This is a genomic window from Pelosinus sp. UFO1 (assembly GCF_000725345.1).
In the GTDB taxonomy this organism is placed as follows: Bacteria; Bacillota; Negativicutes; order DSM-13327; family DSM-13327; genus Pelosinus.
Map to the genome: position 1 here is coordinate 1,042,420 of NZ_CP008852.1, position 17,782 is coordinate 1,060,201.

Annotated in this window: 15 protein-coding genes; 14 read left to right on the top strand and 1 reads right to left on the bottom strand. The window is 38.1% G+C overall.

What is annotated here, in order from left to right:
• Window positions 1-6 precede the first annotated feature (6 nt).
• Both UFO1_RS04640 and UFO1_RS04645 read left to right on the top strand, forming a co-directional pair.
• Window positions 7-759, top strand: coding sequence for an ABC transporter ATP-binding protein (locus UFO1_RS04640; RefSeq protein ID WP_038668454.1), 753 nt, complete (start codon window positions 7-9; stop codon window positions 757-759).
• Window positions 756-1,502, top strand: a complete 747-nt coding sequence (locus UFO1_RS04645) for an ABC transporter permease (RefSeq protein ID WP_038668456.1) — start codon at window positions 756-758, stop codon at window positions 1,500-1,502. Before UFO1_RS04640 ends, UFO1_RS04645 begins: the two co-directional genes overlap by 4 nt.
• Before the next feature lie 90 nt (window positions 1,503-1,592).
• Here the strand turns inward: UFO1_RS04645 and UFO1_RS04650 are convergent, their stop codons facing one another.
• Complete coding sequence (locus UFO1_RS04650; RefSeq protein ID WP_038668458.1) at window positions 1,593-1,838, bottom strand: hypothetical protein; 246 nt, start codon at window positions 1,836-1,838, stop codon at window positions 1,593-1,595.
• 219 nt (window positions 1,839-2,057) lie between these two features.
• On the opposite strand from UFO1_RS04650, the gene UFO1_RS04655 reads away from it, so the two are divergent.
• The 12 genes from UFO1_RS04655 to UFO1_RS04710 all read left to right on the top strand — a co-directional run bounded on the left by UFO1_RS04655 (window position 2,058) and on the right by UFO1_RS04710 (window position 17,730).
• A complete protein-coding gene (locus UFO1_RS04655; protein ID WP_051788826.1) occupies window positions 2,058-2,780 on the top strand; it encodes an HD-GYP domain-containing protein in 723 nt (240 codons plus the stop codon).
• Between the two features lie 16 nt (window positions 2,781-2,796).
• The gene (queF, locus tag UFO1_RS04660) at window positions 2,797-3,294 is read left to right on the top strand and encodes a preQ(1) synthase (protein WP_038668461.1); all 498 of its coding nucleotides are present in this window, start codon (window positions 2,797-2,799) and stop codon (window positions 3,292-3,294) included.
• A 331-nt stretch (window positions 3,295-3,625) separates the two neighbouring features.
• A complete protein-coding gene (locus UFO1_RS04665; protein WP_038668463.1) occupies window positions 3,626-3,895 on the top strand; it encodes a metal-sensitive transcriptional regulator in 270 nt (89 codons plus the stop codon).
• 25 nt (window positions 3,896-3,920) lie between these two features.
• Window positions 3,921-6,353 carry a heavy metal translocating P-type ATPase gene (locus UFO1_RS04670; RefSeq protein ID WP_038668465.1) on the top strand — a complete coding sequence of 811 codons (2,433 nt, stop codon included), beginning with the start codon at window positions 3,921-3,923 and terminating at the stop codon, window positions 6,351-6,353.
• A 176-nt stretch (window positions 6,354-6,529) separates the two neighbouring features.
• On the top strand, window positions 6,530-7,897 hold the full coding sequence (locus UFO1_RS04675) for an amidohydrolase family protein (RefSeq protein WP_038668467.1): 1,368 nt from the start codon (window positions 6,530-6,532) through the stop codon (window positions 7,895-7,897).
• 320 nt (window positions 7,898-8,217) lie between these two features.
• Entirely contained in the window at window positions 8,218-9,522 is a 1,305-nt protein-coding gene (locus UFO1_RS04680) for an ABC transporter substrate-binding protein (protein ID WP_038668470.1), read from the top strand.
• 98 nt (window positions 9,523-9,620) lie between these two features.
• Window positions 9,621-10,565: a carbohydrate ABC transporter permease gene (locus UFO1_RS04685; RefSeq protein ID WP_051788828.1), complete on the top strand. Its 945-nt coding sequence runs from the start codon at window positions 9,621-9,623 to the stop codon at window positions 10,563-10,565.
• A gap of 1 nt (window position 10,566) precedes the next feature.
• Window positions 10,567-11,412 carry a carbohydrate ABC transporter permease gene (locus UFO1_RS04690; RefSeq protein ID WP_038668472.1) on the top strand — a complete coding sequence of 282 codons (846 nt, stop codon included), beginning with the start codon at window positions 10,567-10,569 and terminating at the stop codon, window positions 11,410-11,412.
• Between the two features lie 25 nt (window positions 11,413-11,437).
• Entirely contained in the window at window positions 11,438-12,949 is a 1,512-nt protein-coding gene (locus UFO1_RS04695; protein WP_038668474.1) for an alpha-N-arabinofuranosidase, read from the top strand.
• Between the two features lie 161 nt (window positions 12,950-13,110).
• Complete coding sequence (locus UFO1_RS04700; RefSeq protein WP_038674923.1) at window positions 13,111-14,928, top strand: sensor histidine kinase; 1,818 nt, start codon at window positions 13,111-13,113, stop codon at window positions 14,926-14,928.
• A 14-nt stretch (window positions 14,929-14,942) separates the two neighbouring features.
• Entirely contained in the window at window positions 14,943-16,568 is a 1,626-nt protein-coding gene (locus UFO1_RS04705; protein WP_038668477.1) for a response regulator, read from the top strand.
• A 49-nt stretch (window positions 16,569-16,617) separates the two neighbouring features.
• Window positions 16,618-17,730, top strand: coding sequence for an ABC transporter ATP-binding protein (locus UFO1_RS04710; RefSeq protein ID WP_038668479.1), 1,113 nt, complete (start codon window positions 16,618-16,620; stop codon window positions 17,728-17,730).
• Window positions 17,731-17,782 lie beyond the last annotated feature (52 nt).

The window sequence follows — 17,782 nt, forward strand, 5'->3', positions numbered from 1 at the left end:
CTGAAAATGATTAGGATTAAAGATTTGAACATTACTTATGATTCTGGAGGAGTCCTTTTTGAGGTGTTCAGAAATATTAACATGGAACTTTCTGCAGGCGAAACTTGTGCCATTATAGGGCCCTCGGGCTGTGGAAAATCCACGCTTTTAAAAGTATTAGCCGGAATTATTACTAAATTTGATGGAACAGTCGAGATTAACGGGCAGCCGGTCAAACCAAAAGAACAAAAGATTGGCTTTATTCCGCAAAACTACGGACTGTTACCCTGGAAAAATGTACTTGAGAATATAAGTTTGGGTGTTAAAATAAAAGACAAAAAAAATCAGAACAATGAGTATAACTTGGCTTTAATGATTGACTTGTTAGGACTCAGCGGAATGGAATATCGCTATCCAGGAGAATTAAGTGGAGGGCAGCAGCAACGGGTCGCATTGGCTCGTGCCTTTCTTTTAAAACCTGATTTACTTTTAATGGATGAACCCTTCTCTGCGTTAGATGCTATGACCCGGGAAGAAATACAGAATGTATTTTTAAACATTTGGAGGAAACATTCTGTTTCAACCATTCTAGTCACTCATCATATGGAGGAAGCTGTATACCTAGGGCAGAAGATCGTGATTTTATCTGCCGCGCCTGGAGCAGTCAGCAAAATGGTTGAAAATCCTCTGTTTGGAGTAGACGATGTTCGAAATCGTCAAGATTTCTTTCAACTATGCATTGAGCTACGTAAGATGATAAAAGAGGATTGGTCAAAGTGAAAGAGACAGGACAGAGGCTTTGGTACTTTTATGGCATACTTATTTTCTTAACTCTATGGCAGTGTGTTGCAAGTTGGATACAATTGCCCATCATTCCTTCACCTGGAAGGGTAATCGAGAACCTATTTAAAATATTTATACCGCAAATTGCAATTCATGGCTTTTATAGTTTATGGCGCATTGTAGCAGGAGTTTTTTTAGCAGCTATTGTTGGCTTGCCTCTTGGTCTTTGTATGGGGTATTTCCCAAAGTGGGATCGGTTATTATCTCCTGTTGTATATTTGACCTATCCTATTCCTAAAATTGCTTTATTACCCGTTTTAATGTTATTGCTAGGCTTAGGAGAATTGTCAAAAATATTGATGATATTTTTGATTATTGTTTTTCAAGTTATTATAGCTGTCAGAGATGGAGTAAAAGGAATTCCCAAGGAAACTTATTATCCTTTATATTCTTTAGGAGCTAGCTCCTTGGAAATTTTCCGGGAAATCCTCATTCCTGCCTCCATGCCAAAGTTTTTGACATCAATACGGGTAGCTATGGCTACAGCTGTCTCTGTACTGTTTTTTACAGAGACATTTGGTACCAAGTATGGGATGGGTTATTTTATCATGGATGCATGGATGCGAGTGAATTACTTGGAAATGTACTCTGGTATCGTGGTGTTAAGCAATATAGGGTTAGTTTTATTTGGTACAATTGATTACATAGAAAAGAAAAAATGCAGTTGGCAATATAAATAGCGGTGGATTACCTTTTCAATGCTAGCAGATTCTTTACAAATAAGAGGCACTATTTATCGGAATGATAAATAGTGCCTCTTACATTGCCAGTTATTCTTTACTTAAACAAGTATAAATACTTTCTAAGGATTTTGTATATGACTTGCCTGACAATCCAATGGTAAATTGACAATCAGGACACTTGCAGGTGTGTTCAGCGCTGCAATATTTTGTAAGTATTTCACTAGTGATTTGATTTTGTTGCATCGTAAGTGTATAGGCTGAAATTTGTTGCGCTACCTCTTTACCGATGAAGGAACATTGAATAATTCGATTAATAGTAACTGTTTCTCGCACCTCTAATCCCTCCTAAAATTCTCCTATACTTTAAGAATATAACAAAGATTTAGTAGCAGAGATAGGTCAATTATGTTAAGAATGTGTTAATAATTGTTAATTATATGCAGAAGCCATTGCTTTAATTTCTTATGAACATATAATGGGATAGTTTTATCCTCAATTAAGCGGAAGGAGAATATTTCTAAATTCTATTTTATCGCAAGGATAGCAGCAGGAATGATTTCACATAATGTAGAATTACGTAAAAGATTGTTATGCCAAAAACATGATATTAATGATAATGTTACCAATACTATAAATAATATAGGTGGACGCATGCATAATTTAAAACAGAACAAACTATCTGTAATAAACATAGTGAATATGGAGGCTATAGAGGAATTTTGTCATCAGGTATATTACTGTGACCCTTATACCTCGATGCATGCAGAGCACGTGGCTGAGCTTATGGCTGGATTGGCCAATCAAATGAACATGTCATCGGATGAAATTAATCTTGCTTTTATTGTCGGATTAGTTCATGACGTAGGTAAAATAAAAACTCCTGGTGATATTCTAAATAAGTCAGGTAGGCTTACTGAGGACGAGTTTAAAGTTATGAAACAACATGCTGAAAATGGTGCGGATATGTTATCAAACATCGAAGGGGCAGAAAAGCTGGCTTCAATTATGCTTCACCACCATGAAAGATATGATGGTAAAGGATATCCAAAAGGGATTGCTGGAGAGAATATACCACTGCTAAGTAGAATGCTTGCTGTTTGTGACACTTTTGATGCTATGACTACCAATCGATGTTATAGGAAACCTGTGTCCCTTGAGGACTGTATAACGGAAATTAAAAGATGTGCGGGAACACAATTTGATCCAGTGATTTGTGGGTTGTTTATTGAATTTTTAAATGAGAGGTTCATCTTTATGGAAGAGGCCAGCTATTGAGAAAAGGAGAATGTAAATGTCAAGAAATAATAAAGAATTAGAAGGTATAACCCTTTTGGGAAATCAAAATGTTAAGTATGAATATTCATATACTCCGGAGGTCTTGGAGGTATTTGAAAATAAGCATATTGAAAATGACTACTGGGTAAAGTTTAATTGTCCTGAATTTACTACCCTTTGTCCCATGACAGGACAACCTGACTTTGCCACTATTTATATAAAATATATTCCCGATGTCAAAATGGTTGAGAGTAAGTCATTAAAATTATATTTACTTAGTTTCCGTAACCAAGGTGACTTTCATGAAGACGTTGTTAATATTATTATGAAGGATCTTATAAGACTAATGCAGCCCCGCTATATTGAAGTCTGGGGGAAGTTCCTGCCACGTGGTGGTATATCCATTGACCCTTATTGCAACTATGGCAAACCTGATACTAAATACCAAAGCCTGGCTTGGCATAGAATGCAGGAAAACGATTTGCACTCTTTAGAGAAGATTGATAATCGATAATAAAAAAGCGGATTTAAGACAAGTTGTAGTTGTTTTAAATTCGCTTTTTTACGGAAGCAGAAAGTATGACACTTCCTTGATTCCAAGTAAGAACGACTAAGGCTTCTGCCTGCGTCTGAGGACTTGGCCTAAGCCAAGTCTTTTCTTATTTGGTATTCACTAATCATTACTACTCAGAGGGGATATAAGATTTACAGGCTGAGAGTATTTAACCAATATTGAATCAATTTACATCAAAATACTAAAATAAACAAATCATATTGACTAGATACTAAAATCAATTTATAATTAAAACATACCCTAGGGGGGTATAGTATGAAGAGGTGAAAACATGTTAACAGAAAAAGAGAAAAGTGAATTAAAATTGCGACTGAAAAAAGTGGCAGGTCAAATAAATGGCATTGATAAAATGTTGGATGATGGGCGTTACTGCGTAGATGTAGTGCAGCAAATTTTGGCAGCACGGGCTGCCCTCAATCGCGTGTCAATGATTGTATTAGAAAGTCATGCAAAAAGTTGTGTGGTGACAGCAATTAAAGAAAATCGAGCAGAAGAAAGCATTGATGAACTGATGAATGTATTAAAACAATTTACGAAATAACCATAGAGAAAAGGAGTTGAACCTCATGACCGATCAAAAGGATAGTACTAAAAATCTCGCCTTGCAGTCAGGTAGTTTTAAAGTTGGCGGTATGACTTGCGCCGTTTGTGCCACTCGTATTGAAAAAGGACTAGGGAAATTAGTAGGAGTAGATAAAGCAGTAGTGAATTTTGCCGCTGAAAAAGCAACTGTTTCTTATGATGCAGATAAAATTGGTTTACAAGAGATTGGGGCAAAAATTGAAGGCCTTGGTTACCAAGTCATTAAGGATAAGGCGGACTTTAACATAACAGGTATGCATTGTGCTTCTTGCTCCAATCGGATTGAGAAGGGTTTAAATAAGTTGCCTGGCGTATATAACGCAATCGTTAATTTGGCTGCTGAAAAAGCCAGCGTGGAATACAACGCTAGCGAAATAACCGTGGAGCAGATGAAAGCCAGGGTAGCAAAATTAGGATTTACAGCTCATAGTATCACTGATGCTAGCGATGCGAACCAGGAAAAGGTGGTAAAGCAGGCTGAAGTAGCGCGGCAGCGATTTCGCCTAATTTTATCTGCAGTTCTCTCCTTTCCTTTATTGTGGGCAATGGTGTTACACTTTTTTGGCATAATAGGGAAAACTAGTGAATTTTTAATGAATCCCTATTTTCAATTGCTGCTAGCGACTCCTGTACAGTTTGTGGCTGGGTGGGAGTTTTATCGTGGCGCCTATACGGCCCTAAGAAATGGAAGTTCCAATATGGATGTATTGGTTGCCCTTGGAACATCTGCGGCCTATTTCTATAGCGTTTCTAATATGGTAAGAGGCATTCCCGAGTTGTATTTTGAGACATCTGCAATTCTTATTACACTCATTATTTTAGGTAAATTATTAGAGGCAACAGCAAAAGGACATACGTCAGAAGCGATAAAAGCTCTTATGGGGCTACAAGCTAAAACTGCCCGTGTCATCCGTGGAGAAGAAGAAATCGATATTAGAATAGAAGAAGTAGTAGTAGATGACATTATTATTGTACGACCTGGCGAAAAAGTTCCTGTAGATGGACAAATTATTGAGGGAACTTCAACAGTAGACGAATCTATGCTAACAGGTGAAAGTCTTCCTGTGGACAAAAAGGTGGGGGATAAAGTAGTCGGTGCTACCATTAATAAATTTGGAACGTTTAAATTCAAAGCCATGAAGGTAGGGAGTAATACGGTTCTCGCTCAAATTGTGCGGATCGTGGAAGAAGCCCAAGGCTCTAAAGCCCCGATTCAGCGATTTGCCGATGTTGTTTCTGGTTATTTCGTACCAACAATCATTGGTATTTCACTATTAACCTTTTTAGGGTGGTACTTTGTATTTGATCCTGGCAATTTTTCCAGAGCTTTAATTAATTTTACATCTGTATTAGTAATTGCGTGTCCTTGCGCATTAGGCTTGGCAACTCCCACCTCTATTATGGTGGGAACAGGCAAAGGAGCGGAAAATGGTATTCTCATTAAAGGGGCGGAACACTTAGAAAATGCCCACCGACTGACTGCTATTGTGCTAGATAAAACGGGTACCATCACCAAAGGAGAACCAGATGTTACCGATATCATTCCCTTAGCACATTTGACACGAGAGGAAATACTACAAATTGCTGTAAGGGCAGAAAAAAAGTCCGAACATCCTTTAGCAGAAGCCATTGTCAAATTTGGGCAGGACCGAGGTATATCGGCACAAGATCCCGATTCATTTACTGCCATTCCTGGTTACGGCGTAGAAGTGAATCTTGATGGTAAAAGAATATTAGTTGGAACTCGCAAATTGATGAATGATAATAATATTGCGATTGAAGATTTGCTTCCTCAAATTGAAGCATTAGAAGAACAAGGGAAGACGGTTATGTTGATGGCCCTAGAAAATCAAATGGTAGGCCTATTTGCCGTAGCGGATACGATCAAAGAAAATTCTTTACAAGCAGTAGCAGAGTTAAAGAAATTAGGAATTGATGTATGGATGATTACAGGTGATAATGAACGTACCGCTCGCACGATTGCAGGGCAAGTCGGAATTGAAAATGTAATGTTTGAAGTTCTGCCTGAACACAAAGCGGAGAAAGTAGAAGCTTTAAAACGAGAAGGAAAAGTGGTAGCCATGGTAGGTGATGGTATCAATGATGCTCCAGCCCTTGCGACAGCCGATGTAGGTTTTGCGATTGGTACAGGTACGGATGTTGCCATAGAGGCTGCCGATATTACCTTGATGCAAGGAGATCTTCGTGGTATTGTAGCCGCGATTAAATTAAGTAAAGCTACCATGAGGAATATTAAGCAAAATCTATTCTGGGCATTGATTTATAACTCCTTAGGTATTCCTATAGCAATCGCTGGATATTTATCTCCTGTATTAGCAGGTGGCGCCATGGCCTTTAGCTCTGTTTCTGTAGTGCTCAATGCTCTGCGGTTAAAGAGATTTAGACCGTATCATTGAAACGGGGATAAACAAATCGATTAAAATCTAGTATTAATAGGTTGGATTTTATTTGTAACATAGTTAACGTAGCGTCATAACGTAAGATAATGATATAATTAATAAAAATATGTAATCTGTATTTTCATTCAGATTACATGAAATTATCTTTGGTGATAGATAGGTGGTGGCGATACGTGTTTGATATAGTAATTAAAAATGGGATTCTGATTGACCCAGAATCCCTTACCAGAACCAATGGAAATATAGGCATGAAAAATGGGAAAATAGCCTCCATCACTAAAGAAGAAATTCATGGTGTCCAAGAATTTGATGCTTATGGTAAGATGGTTTGTCCAGGCTTTATTGATATTCATGGGCATATTGATTGGGATGATTATTGTGGGGAACTTTCCCTGCGCCAAGGAATTACTACTACTGTAGGTGGTAACTGCGGATTGAGTCCTTTGGATATAAATGCTTTCTTTGCAGCGCAAGAAAAGCAAGGTTTTATCGTCAATCAAGCAGAGCTTATTGGACATTCTATTAGTTTAAGGGCTGAGGTGGGGGCAACAGATCCTCTAGTGCCTGCGACATCTGAGCAGTTAACTCGTATGGAATATCTAGTTGAAAAAGCATTCGAGGAGGGAGCTTGCGGTTTATCCTTAGGTTTAGCCTATGCGCCAGGGAGCTCTAACGCCGAAATTATTAATCTAAGCAAAATTGCTGCTAGGTATGGAAGAATTGTAGCTGTGGACACACGGATGATTACAGGAATCGATATGTATTCTCTAGTGGAAGTGATCTCGATTGCACGCCAAACGGGAGCCCGCATTCAGGTATCTCATTTGGTTTACCAATATGGAACAGGTGTCATGAATGAAGCTCTCGCAGTCATTAATCGGGCAAGGGCCGATGGGCTGGATATACGTTTTGACAGTGGTATGTATACCCAGTGGGCAACTCATATCGGTGCGGTACTATTTAGTGAAGAATATATGGAGTTGAACGGGTGGAAACTAGAGGATATTTTGGTGATTACGGGTAAGTACAATGGTGAACGCTTGACGATGGATATTTATCAGGAACTTCGTACCCATTATCCCCATACAGCAGTAGTGGTGTTTACAGGCATTGAAGAGGAAATTTATATGGCCCTTCATCATCCTTATGCCATGCCCTCCACAGATACAGGGACATATCTGCCTGGTGAGGGACATCCTCAAATTGCAGGCAGTTTCCCCCGTTATTTTAAAAAAATGGTGGCAGAACGTTATGAATTAACCATCATGGAGGCCGTTCGTAAGGCGACATTACTGCCAGCAGAGACGTTAGGCTTTAATACAAAAGGCCGCCTGCGAGAAGGAATGGATGGGGATATTGTAGTATTTGATATGCAAACTATTACGGATAAGGCAGACTTTGGACTGCCTAATGCTTATCCTGAGGGAATTGATTATGTTTTTCTCAATGGTAAGCTAGCCCTTGCCAAGGGAGAAATTATGGATAGACAGGCTGGAAAAGCAGTGCGTTGTACCAAACCTGTTTATGACTATCAGATATAGAAAACAAGAAGTTGTCATGTAAGACAAAAAATAAGGCTATGTAAAAGACGCAAAAGAGTAAACAGCTTACTCTTTTGCGTCTTTTTTACGGAATCAGAAAGTATAAAATTTCTTGATTCCAAGTAAGAACGACTAAGGCTTCTGCCTGCGTCTGAGGACTTGGCACAAGCCAAGTCTTTTCTTATTTAGATATTATTAAATAGACTGAAAATAAAAATAATTGAGTGAAATGTAAAATGATTTAAATGCTAAATGACTTTTGGATCGCTTATACTTAATGAGGAACCATATTTTGGTTAAATAACAAGGGGGAGACAATAGTGAAAAAGAGTTTGGCAATTTTATTTTCTACTGTATTATTGTTGGCCATGATACTCTCAGGTTGTGGTGCAAAGACGTCCACAGCAAAAACAGGTGATATAAAGCCTACCACTCTTAATTTTTGGACCTTTCAGGAATTGCATAAAGGCTTTATGGATGATGCAGTTGTAACCTGGAATAAGAATCACCCAGATAAGCCGATTGTTTTAAAAACGGATGTATATCCTTATGATGAACAACACAATAAACTTTTAATTGCGCTTCAATCAGGAACAGGAGCTCCTGACATAGTAGATATTGAGATTAGCAAGTTTGCTAACTTTTTGAAGGGGAGCAAACCAGGCTTAGTAGAGCTTAATGATGTGGTAGAGCCTGTAAAAGATAAGTTAATTATGGGGAGAATGGAGAACTATGCAAAGGATGGTAAGTACTACGGTATTGACTATCATGTAGGTGCTGAGGTTATGTACTATAACAAAGCACTCTTTGAGCAAGCGGGCGTAAACATCAATGATATTGTTACTTGGGATGATTACATTGCTGCTGGTAAAAAGATTGTTGAAAAGACAGGAAAGCCGATGACTACCCTTGAAACCACAGAACACTGGTCCTATTATCCCTTAATCAATATGCAAGGCTCCGACTTATTAGGGAAAAATGGCGAAGTTATTTTAGATAATGAAATCAATAAGAAAACCTTAGAAATGCTCAAAGATATGTTATACAAAGACAAGATTGCAGTCCCAGCACCTGGAGGTTTCCACCATTCAGAAGAATACTGGGCTTGGATGAATAAAGGAAATGCTGCTTCTGTTTGGATGCCCATGTGGTATATGGGAAGATTTGTCCAGTATATGCCTGATTTAAAAGGTCAAATGGTTATCCGCCCTATGCCAATCTTCCCTGGTGGCAAGAAATCAGCAGGGATGGGCGGTACAGGAACTGCGATTACAACCCAAGGAAAAAACATAGAACTTGCCAAGCAGTTTTTAGCGGAAGCGAAACTATCGAAAGAAGGCAGTATCAAAACATGGTCACTTTTAGGCTTTGATCCGATAAGAAGTGATGCATGGACAGATCCTGCTATGTCAGCAGACAATAAGTATACGGATTACTTTGGTACGGATATTTTCAATACGTTAAAAGCCGTTATTGGTGATATTGGCTCTATCAATGTTGGCGCAAAGTTCCCCAATGCAATTACCTTATTACAAAAAAATATCTGTTTTAAAGTCTTAAAAGAACAAAGTCAGACTCCTGAACAAGCTCTTAAGGAGGCCGCTGAAGAGCTTAGGACAAAATAAAGAGAACGTAAAAGATTCAACCCCCTCCGTTGGTTGAATCTTTTACTAAATATAGTACTTTGGTAGACTATAGACTGCTAGGTGAAGGAGGCGTAAAGGTGGCAGATCCATCAGTAATTGGTCTGGGTAAACCTTATAATAGACGAAGTCGACTGAGACAAATATTCTCCTCGCAAAAAACAGCGCCCTATGTATTTGTTTTACCCTTTATCCTATCTTTTTTAGTGTTTTTTTTGTATCCCATTATCTCCACTGTGATTATGAGTTTTCAGAGGATTGACGGCCCTGAGGATGTAACCTTTATTGGTTTCCAAAATTACAAGAACTTATTAAATCCCCATTTTTTAAATGCAGTATGGTTAACGACTCGTTATACTTTCTGGACGATCCTTGTGCTTGTACCTCTACCTCTTGTACTGGCAATTTTTTTAAATAAGAAAACTACAATCGGGAAAAATTTCTTCCGGTCCGCCTTTTTTATGCCAGCCCTTACCTCTGTCATCGTAGCAGGACTTTTTTTCCGTCTTGCCTTTGGAGAACAACAGACTACACTAGTCAATTCTATGTTAGGGGTATTTGGTATAAAGCCCACCATATGGCTTCAGGATGCGGATGCCAGCATGTTTGTCATGGTGTTGTTATGCACTTGGCGGTGGATGGGAGTTAACATCATATATTTTTTATCAGGCTTGCAAGGTATACCAGAAGAATTGTATGAAGCAGCTGCCATTGATGGTGCCAGTGAGTTTGAACAGTTTTTACATATCACTCTTCCCTCTTTAAAGCCGGTGATTATGTATGTAGTAACAATCAGTGTTTATGGCGGTTATTCTATGTTTGCAGAATCCTTTGCTTTATGGAATGGGCCACGTTCGCCGGGTGAAATTGGTATGACAATTGTAAATTATATTTATCAGGAAGGTTTTAATAATAATAATCTAGGATTTGGTTCGGCTATCGGTATTGCATTGTTTGCTATCGTCATGGCGGTAAATCTACTGCAACTTTTCTCCAGCGGATTCTTTAAAAAGGAGGGTACATGATTTGAAATCGAAAGCTGGGAGTAAGGCCGCATCACTTTTGATCTTCTTAGTTTTAACGGTATTTGCCATATTCTGTCTTGCACCTTTTTTCTTTTTACTGATATCTTCCCTACGGCCAGGAGCGGAGATGATTCGGAATGGGATCTCATTTCACGTTGATTTTACAGCATTAAATCTGAATAATTATTGGCTGTTACTTGAGGGCAAAGATGGAATATATCCGCTTTGGTATATCAACAGTGCTATTATCACAGTACTTCATACTTTACTTTCTTTGTTGGTAACTTCTATGGTGGGATATGGGTTAGCAATGTATGAATTTAAAGGCAAGAATCTGATATTTACGATTGTACTTGTTGTGATGATGATACCAGTAGAGATCTTAATATTACCTCTTTATAAATTGGCGATCGGCATTGAAATGATTAACACCTTTATGGGGGTAATTATGCCTTTTGTAGTGGCTCCTATGTCCATCTTCTTTTTTCGCCAGTATGCCGAGTCATTACCCAAAGAACTGTTGGATGCAGGCAGGATAGATGGTTGCGGGGAATTTAGAATTTTTTTTCAAATCATGATGCCCCTCATGTTGCCAGCCTTCGGTGCCATGGGAATTTTACAGGCTATGTTTAGCTGGAATGGTTTTGTATGGCCCTTGATTGTGCTTCGATCAAACGACATGTTAACTCTACCCATAGGACTGCAATCCTTAATTACACCTTATGGAAATAATTACGATATGTTATTTCCTGGTGCTGTTATGTCAGTTATCCCTATTATTCTTTTATTTATTATTAATCAGAAAGCTTTTATTTCAGGACTTACTGTAGGTGGCGTAAAGGGTTAGATCGACAAGATTATGGAGGTAGAAAATGAAAACAGCAAAGTGTATTATCGATAAGGATTATAGCATCGCCGAAATTGATCCGAAATTATATGGTTCTTTTATTGAGCATTTGGGGAGAGCTGTATATTCTGGCATCTATGAACCATCCCATAAGACGGCCGATGAGCAAGGCTTTCGGCAAGATGTTATGGAATTGGTAGATGACCTTGCTGTACCAGTTGTGCGCTATCCTGGTGGGAACTTTGTTTCAGGATACAATTGGACAGATGGTATAGGCCCGGTAAAGGATCGTCCTAAGAGATTAGATTATGCTTGGTTATCCATTGAATCCAATAAGATTGGCATTGATGAATTTGTGGATTGGTGTAAAAAAGTTGGTACAGAGCCAATGGCAGCTGTCAATCTAGGTACTGGCGCACCCCAAGATGCTGGATATATGATGGAATATTGTAATCACCCAGCAGGTACCTACTGGAGTGATCTAAGGATAAAAAATGGTCATAAGGAGCCACACAATATAAAAGTTTGGTGCCTTGGCAACGAGATGGACGGACCTTGGCAGACTTGTGGGCTTACTGCGGAAGATTACGGTAAAAAGGCTCGTGAAGCAGCCAAAATTATGAAGTGGATTGACCCTTCTATCGAACTTGTAGCTTGTGGTAGTGCCTCCCCATGGATGCCGACCTACCCGGAGTGGGACAGAATTGTATTAGAACATACTTATGAACAGGTAGATTATATATCTCTTCACCGATATTATGAAAATGAAGGCTGCATAGAAGACTTCTTAGCTTCCTTTGCCGATATGAATGACTTTATAAAAACAGTAGCAGCTACTGCTGATTATGTGAAAGCCAAGGTAAGAAGTAAAAAAGTCATGAAACTGTCTTTTGATGAGTGGAATGTGTGGTATATCAAAAGACAGACACGTTTTCCTTGGACGGAGGCACCTGCCATTCTTGAGGATCAATATTCTTTGTTAGATGCTTTAGTATTTGGTGGTATGCTGTGTACCCTATTAAATAATTGTGACAGGGTGAGAATGGCATGTTTGGCCCAATTGGTCAATGTTATTGCCCCTATCTTTACCGAAAAAGACGGGCGGGTTTTAAAACAGTCTATCTATTATCCTTTCCAACAAGTATCTCTTTATGGCAGAGGAACAGCCCTCAAAACCTTAACCCAATCGGAAAAATTTTCAACGCCCCTGTATGGAGAAGTCCCCACAGTGCAAACTGCTGCCATCTATCATAAAGAAGAAGGAAGGATCACCTTATTTGCTTTAAATTGTGATATGCAAGAGGATGCACAATTTTTTATCGACTTACGTTCCTTTGGCAGTGTTAAAATGACAGAGCATATTATTATGGATGGTCCTGATTTGTTTGCTAAAAATACATTTGATAAGCCTGATACTGTCATTCCAAGATCCGCAACGATTGTAACTGGTAATCAAAGCTTTACAACAATATTGCCAAAGCTTTCTTGGAATGTATTCCATTTTGCGAGTATTCCCGAAGTAGTAAAGACAGAGTAAACATTTTGTTTGCCACTGTGATACAATTACAGATATTGGGTGTGGTAAAATATCCCAAAATTAATAAATTGTATTGCCCTGAAGTGGCAGAAAAATGGGAGAACAGAGATGAATCATAGAAAAACTTTCTTAAGTAATATTGCCGTCAAAGGATGGCTATAATGGCAAAGATTTTTCGGAATTTTAAAATAAGAACTAGATTAGTACTATTGTTTACCGTACTTTCAGTTATTCCTTTATTAATCACTGTTATTTTGGTTTATAAGGATTCCAGTGATGCTTTAAAAGAAAAAATTAGTACCTATTCCTTACAAGTTATGGGTCAAGTAAGCGAAAATATAAAAAGGGAGTTAGATAGACTAGAAAACGATAGCGTGGAGATTGGATTTTCTGATGTAGTGCAAAACACTCTTGTCCATTATGAGCAAATGGGAGAATGGGAAATTGAGCGTGCAATCTATATTATGAGAGAAAACAATGTAAAAAAATTTTCCTTTCTCCATGATGTTTCCGATGTATTACTCTATACAAGAGATGGGAAAAAAATAAATGCCTATGGTGATGCTGGATTTTCTTTTAATCTGAAACAGGATTATCTTAAGAATTATCTTAGCCAGCTTCATGAAAAAGATGGCGGTGTGGTATGGGTGCCCATTAATACGGAAAATGAATACCATTTAGTCAAACATGCTACAAGTGCGGAGCAACTAAGTAAAAGTAATGGTGTCTTACTTGGACGTGCCGTTCGATCTTTGTCCGAGGGAGATCGTATTGGCTATCTTATGATTCGTACCAATGAAAGATACTTGTCAAATATTTATAAAGACATTGATATTGGTCAAGGGGCCGAAATTTTTGTTTTGGATAAGACGGGAAGGGTAATATCCAGCCGTAGCCCTCACATACCAATAACAAAACCTTATTTTGATGCAAAGATGATAGGGAAAATAAAAGAGAATTTTGAAGTCGGTCAGCATGTTTTTTCATTAGAAATTGAAGGCGGAAAATATCTTGTGTCTTTCGCTCCAGTAGAAGGAGTTGACTGGTTTGTAGTAAGTACAATCCCCTTTTCCTATATCAATTCTGATTCTCAAAAGATCTATGCCGGTGCTATTGTTATAGCCGTCATTTGCTTTATCATAGCGGTACTACTGGCTTATCTTTTTTCTTCCAGTATCCTTGCGCCCCTTAATAAGCTGCGCAAAGGAATGAAGCAGGTACAAGAAGGAAATCTATCGGTAATTGTTCAGGATCAATATAATGATGAAATCGGTGAGGTTACTCAAAATTTTAATAACATGCTCATTGAGATTAAAAGCCTAATGGACAATATAAAAAATCAAGAAAATCAAAAAAGGTTAGCAGAGTTAAAGGCTTTGCAAGCCCAAATTAATCCTCACTTTCTTTCCAATACGCTAAATACAGTGAAATTTTTGGCAAAAGCACAAAAGGCTAACAATATTGAGAGTCTTACCACTTCTCTAATTCAATTGTTTCACATGACCATGGGGAAGGGGGATGACCTTATCACAATTGAGAAAGAATTGGAATACATTACGAATTACATAAATATTCAAGAATATCGGTATCTGAATAAATTTAAAGTGAGTTATGATATTGAACCAGAAATTTTAGCATGCAAAATCCCGAGGCTTCTTTTGCAGCCTGTGGTAGAAAATGCACTGATTCATGGTATCGGGCCAATGGATGGACAGGGAATGGTGGTAATTAAAGGCTTTTTCTATGACAAAGATATCAAAATTACGATAACGGATAATGGAGTTGGTATGTCCGAAGATGAGTTAGAAGTTATCTTGCAAAGGGAGCAGGAGGGTGACGCTATGCGGGTAAATGGAATCGGTATTGTCAACGCTAGTGAAAGGATAAAAATGTACTTCGGTACTCAGTATGGCCTCTCCATTGAAAGTGTCCAAGGTCTTTACACAACGGTTGAGATTACAATACCAGCGCTTAAATAAGGAAGTGAACAGGTATGCTTAAGATAGTAATTGTTGATGATGATTTTACAGCCAGAAGTAATTTCAAAACAATGATAGATTGGGAGAAATATGGTTTTGTCCTATGTGGTGAAGCTAACAATGGCCAAAACGCAATAGCAGTCATTGAGGCTAGCACACCTGACATAGTGATTACCGATATGTTTATGCCCTTGATGGATGGAGTTGCTCTTATTTCCTACCTTAGCGTACATTATCCTGACATAAAGAGCATTGCTCTTAGCGGTTATGAAGATTTTGATTATGTAAAAGAAAGCCTCAAAAATGGAGCAGTCGATTACCTTTTAAAACACAAATTAGATAGTGTAACCTTACTAAAAGTTTTGAGAATAGCAAGTGAAAAAATTAATCGCGAGCATAAAGTTATGAAGCAATTAGTACAAAGTAGGGAAATTTTACGACAGGATTTTATAAAGCGGTTAGTAGTAGGTAGTATGTATGATAGACAGCTCATCAGCAAAACAGTAAAAGAATTGGAGTTACCGATTGACGTGAGCCACTTACTATTAGTGGTGGTAGCAATTGATGACCTTCAATTTTTAAAAAAACGTTTCACTCAGGAGGAGATGAGTCGATTTATATCATCCGTTAAAGATGTAATGGAAGATATATTGCAGGATATGGGAAATGGAATCATGTCTTTTATTGATGAGGGTAAATTTGTTATTATTTTTCATTTTGGAACAATCCGCAGTGAGTTATATATCGATAACCATGTAGCGACAACGGTTAAGCGGATACGAGATAGTTTTAAACGTTACCTAAACATTACAGCATGCTTTAGTCTCAGTCGTTTATTTCACAATATAAGAGATATCAGCAAACTTTATAAAGAAATTAATGAAACATTAAGTGAGAAGATAATCGCGGGGCAAGATCAAATTTTCCGAGAATCATCTCACCTTGGCAGTGGGATTGATTTTTTTAATCTTGATGTAAAGGATGAAAAATTGATTATGATGGCCATTAAGGCAGGGAATACCAAAAGTGTTACCCACTATCTTACTGTTGTTTTTGATAAGATAATAACACTCAAAGTCAGTTATAAAGCAATTCAAATGATTTGCATTGAACTTATCGGTATTGCCAATCGCATTGCAAGGGAATCTTCCATTGATGTGAAAGAAATATATAGTAATAAAGATATACCTTATGATGAGATGAAAAAACAGGAAACGATTATGGATGTGAAAAAATGGATTGGTGGTGTATACGAAAGACTCATCAATCTACTTTTAAGTGCAGATGATAGTGAAAGTTATACAGAGTCTACGAGAAAAGCCATACAATACATACGACGAAATTATACACAGGATGTATCTTTATATCAGGCAGCCCAAGAGATTGGTGTTAACAGTTCTTACTTAAGCCGGACCTTTAAGGAGGATTGCGGCACTGGATTTACCGAGTATTTGAACAACATAAGAGTAACTCAGGCAAAGTATTTAATGGAGCGCACAGATATAAAACTAAAAGAGATCGTAAAGATGGCAGGATTTAATAATTATACTTATTTTTTTAAGGTCTTTAAAGTCATGACGGGTAGGACTCCAGTCGAATATAAGGCGATATGCAAAAGCACTACTTTGGAAGAGGTGTAGGTCTACCTGCTTGGTAGCAAGGGAAAATTTATAAAAGGGAGTAATGCACATGGCGAGTTTACAATTGAAAAATATTTATAAACGATATCCTGGTAACGTTACTGCTGTAGAGGATTTTAATTTAGAAATCCCTGATCGTGAGTTTTTGGTCTTAGTAGGCCCGTCTGGGTGTGGTAAATCTACCACTCTACGAATGATTGCGGGACTTGAAGATATATCAGAGGGTGAACTCTATATAGATGGAAAGCTGGTAAATGAGGTACCTCCTAAAGATAGGGATATTGCAATGGTATTCCAGAATTATGCTTTATATCCTCATATGACAGTCTACGAGAACATGGTATTTGGTTTAAAAATTCGCAAAATGCCGCAAGAAGAAATGAAACAACGGGTTATGGAGGCTGCAAAGATTCTTGACATTACCCATCTTCTTGATCGAAAGCCCAAGGCATTATCTGGTGGACAGCGACAACGTGTAGCCTTAGGGCGGGCGATTGTCAGAGATCCTAAGGTATTTTTAATGGATGAGCCATTATCCAATTTAGATGCCAATCTTCGTGACCAAATGCGTACTGAGATTAGTAAATTACATAAGAGGCTACAAACTACCTTTGTATACGTGACCCATGATCAACGAGAAGCCATGACTATGGGGACTTGTATCGTAGTGATGAAAGATGGACTGGTACAGCAGGTAGATTCTCCCCAGACCCTTTATACTAATCCCGTCAACTTATTTGTTGCGGGATTTATTGGTAGTCCTCAGATGAATTTTGTCAAGGTTGAGATCGAGAACAAATCGACAGGTGTATATCTTACTTTTGGCAAAAACAGCATAAAATTGCCAGAGCGTAAGGGGGACAGCTTAAAACTTACAAAGTACATAGGCAAAGAAGTTATTATGGGGATACGCCCCGAAGACTTATATGACAATATAGAATGTCTTGAAGAGTTTAGCAATAGCATAATTGATGCTTCTATTGAAGTTGCAGAGCTTATGGGAGCTGAAACCTATCTCTTTATGAAGGTGGAGGATAGTGATTTTGTAGCACGTGTTACTCCTAAAACCACTGCCAAGGCTGGGGAACATATTAAGATAGCAATCGATACAGATAAAATATACCTATTTAATAAGGAGACAGAGCAGGCAATTTTAAGTTAAGGAGAGGTATGGCAGCTATAATAGAAAAATCGCTAACTACAGGCTATTGATA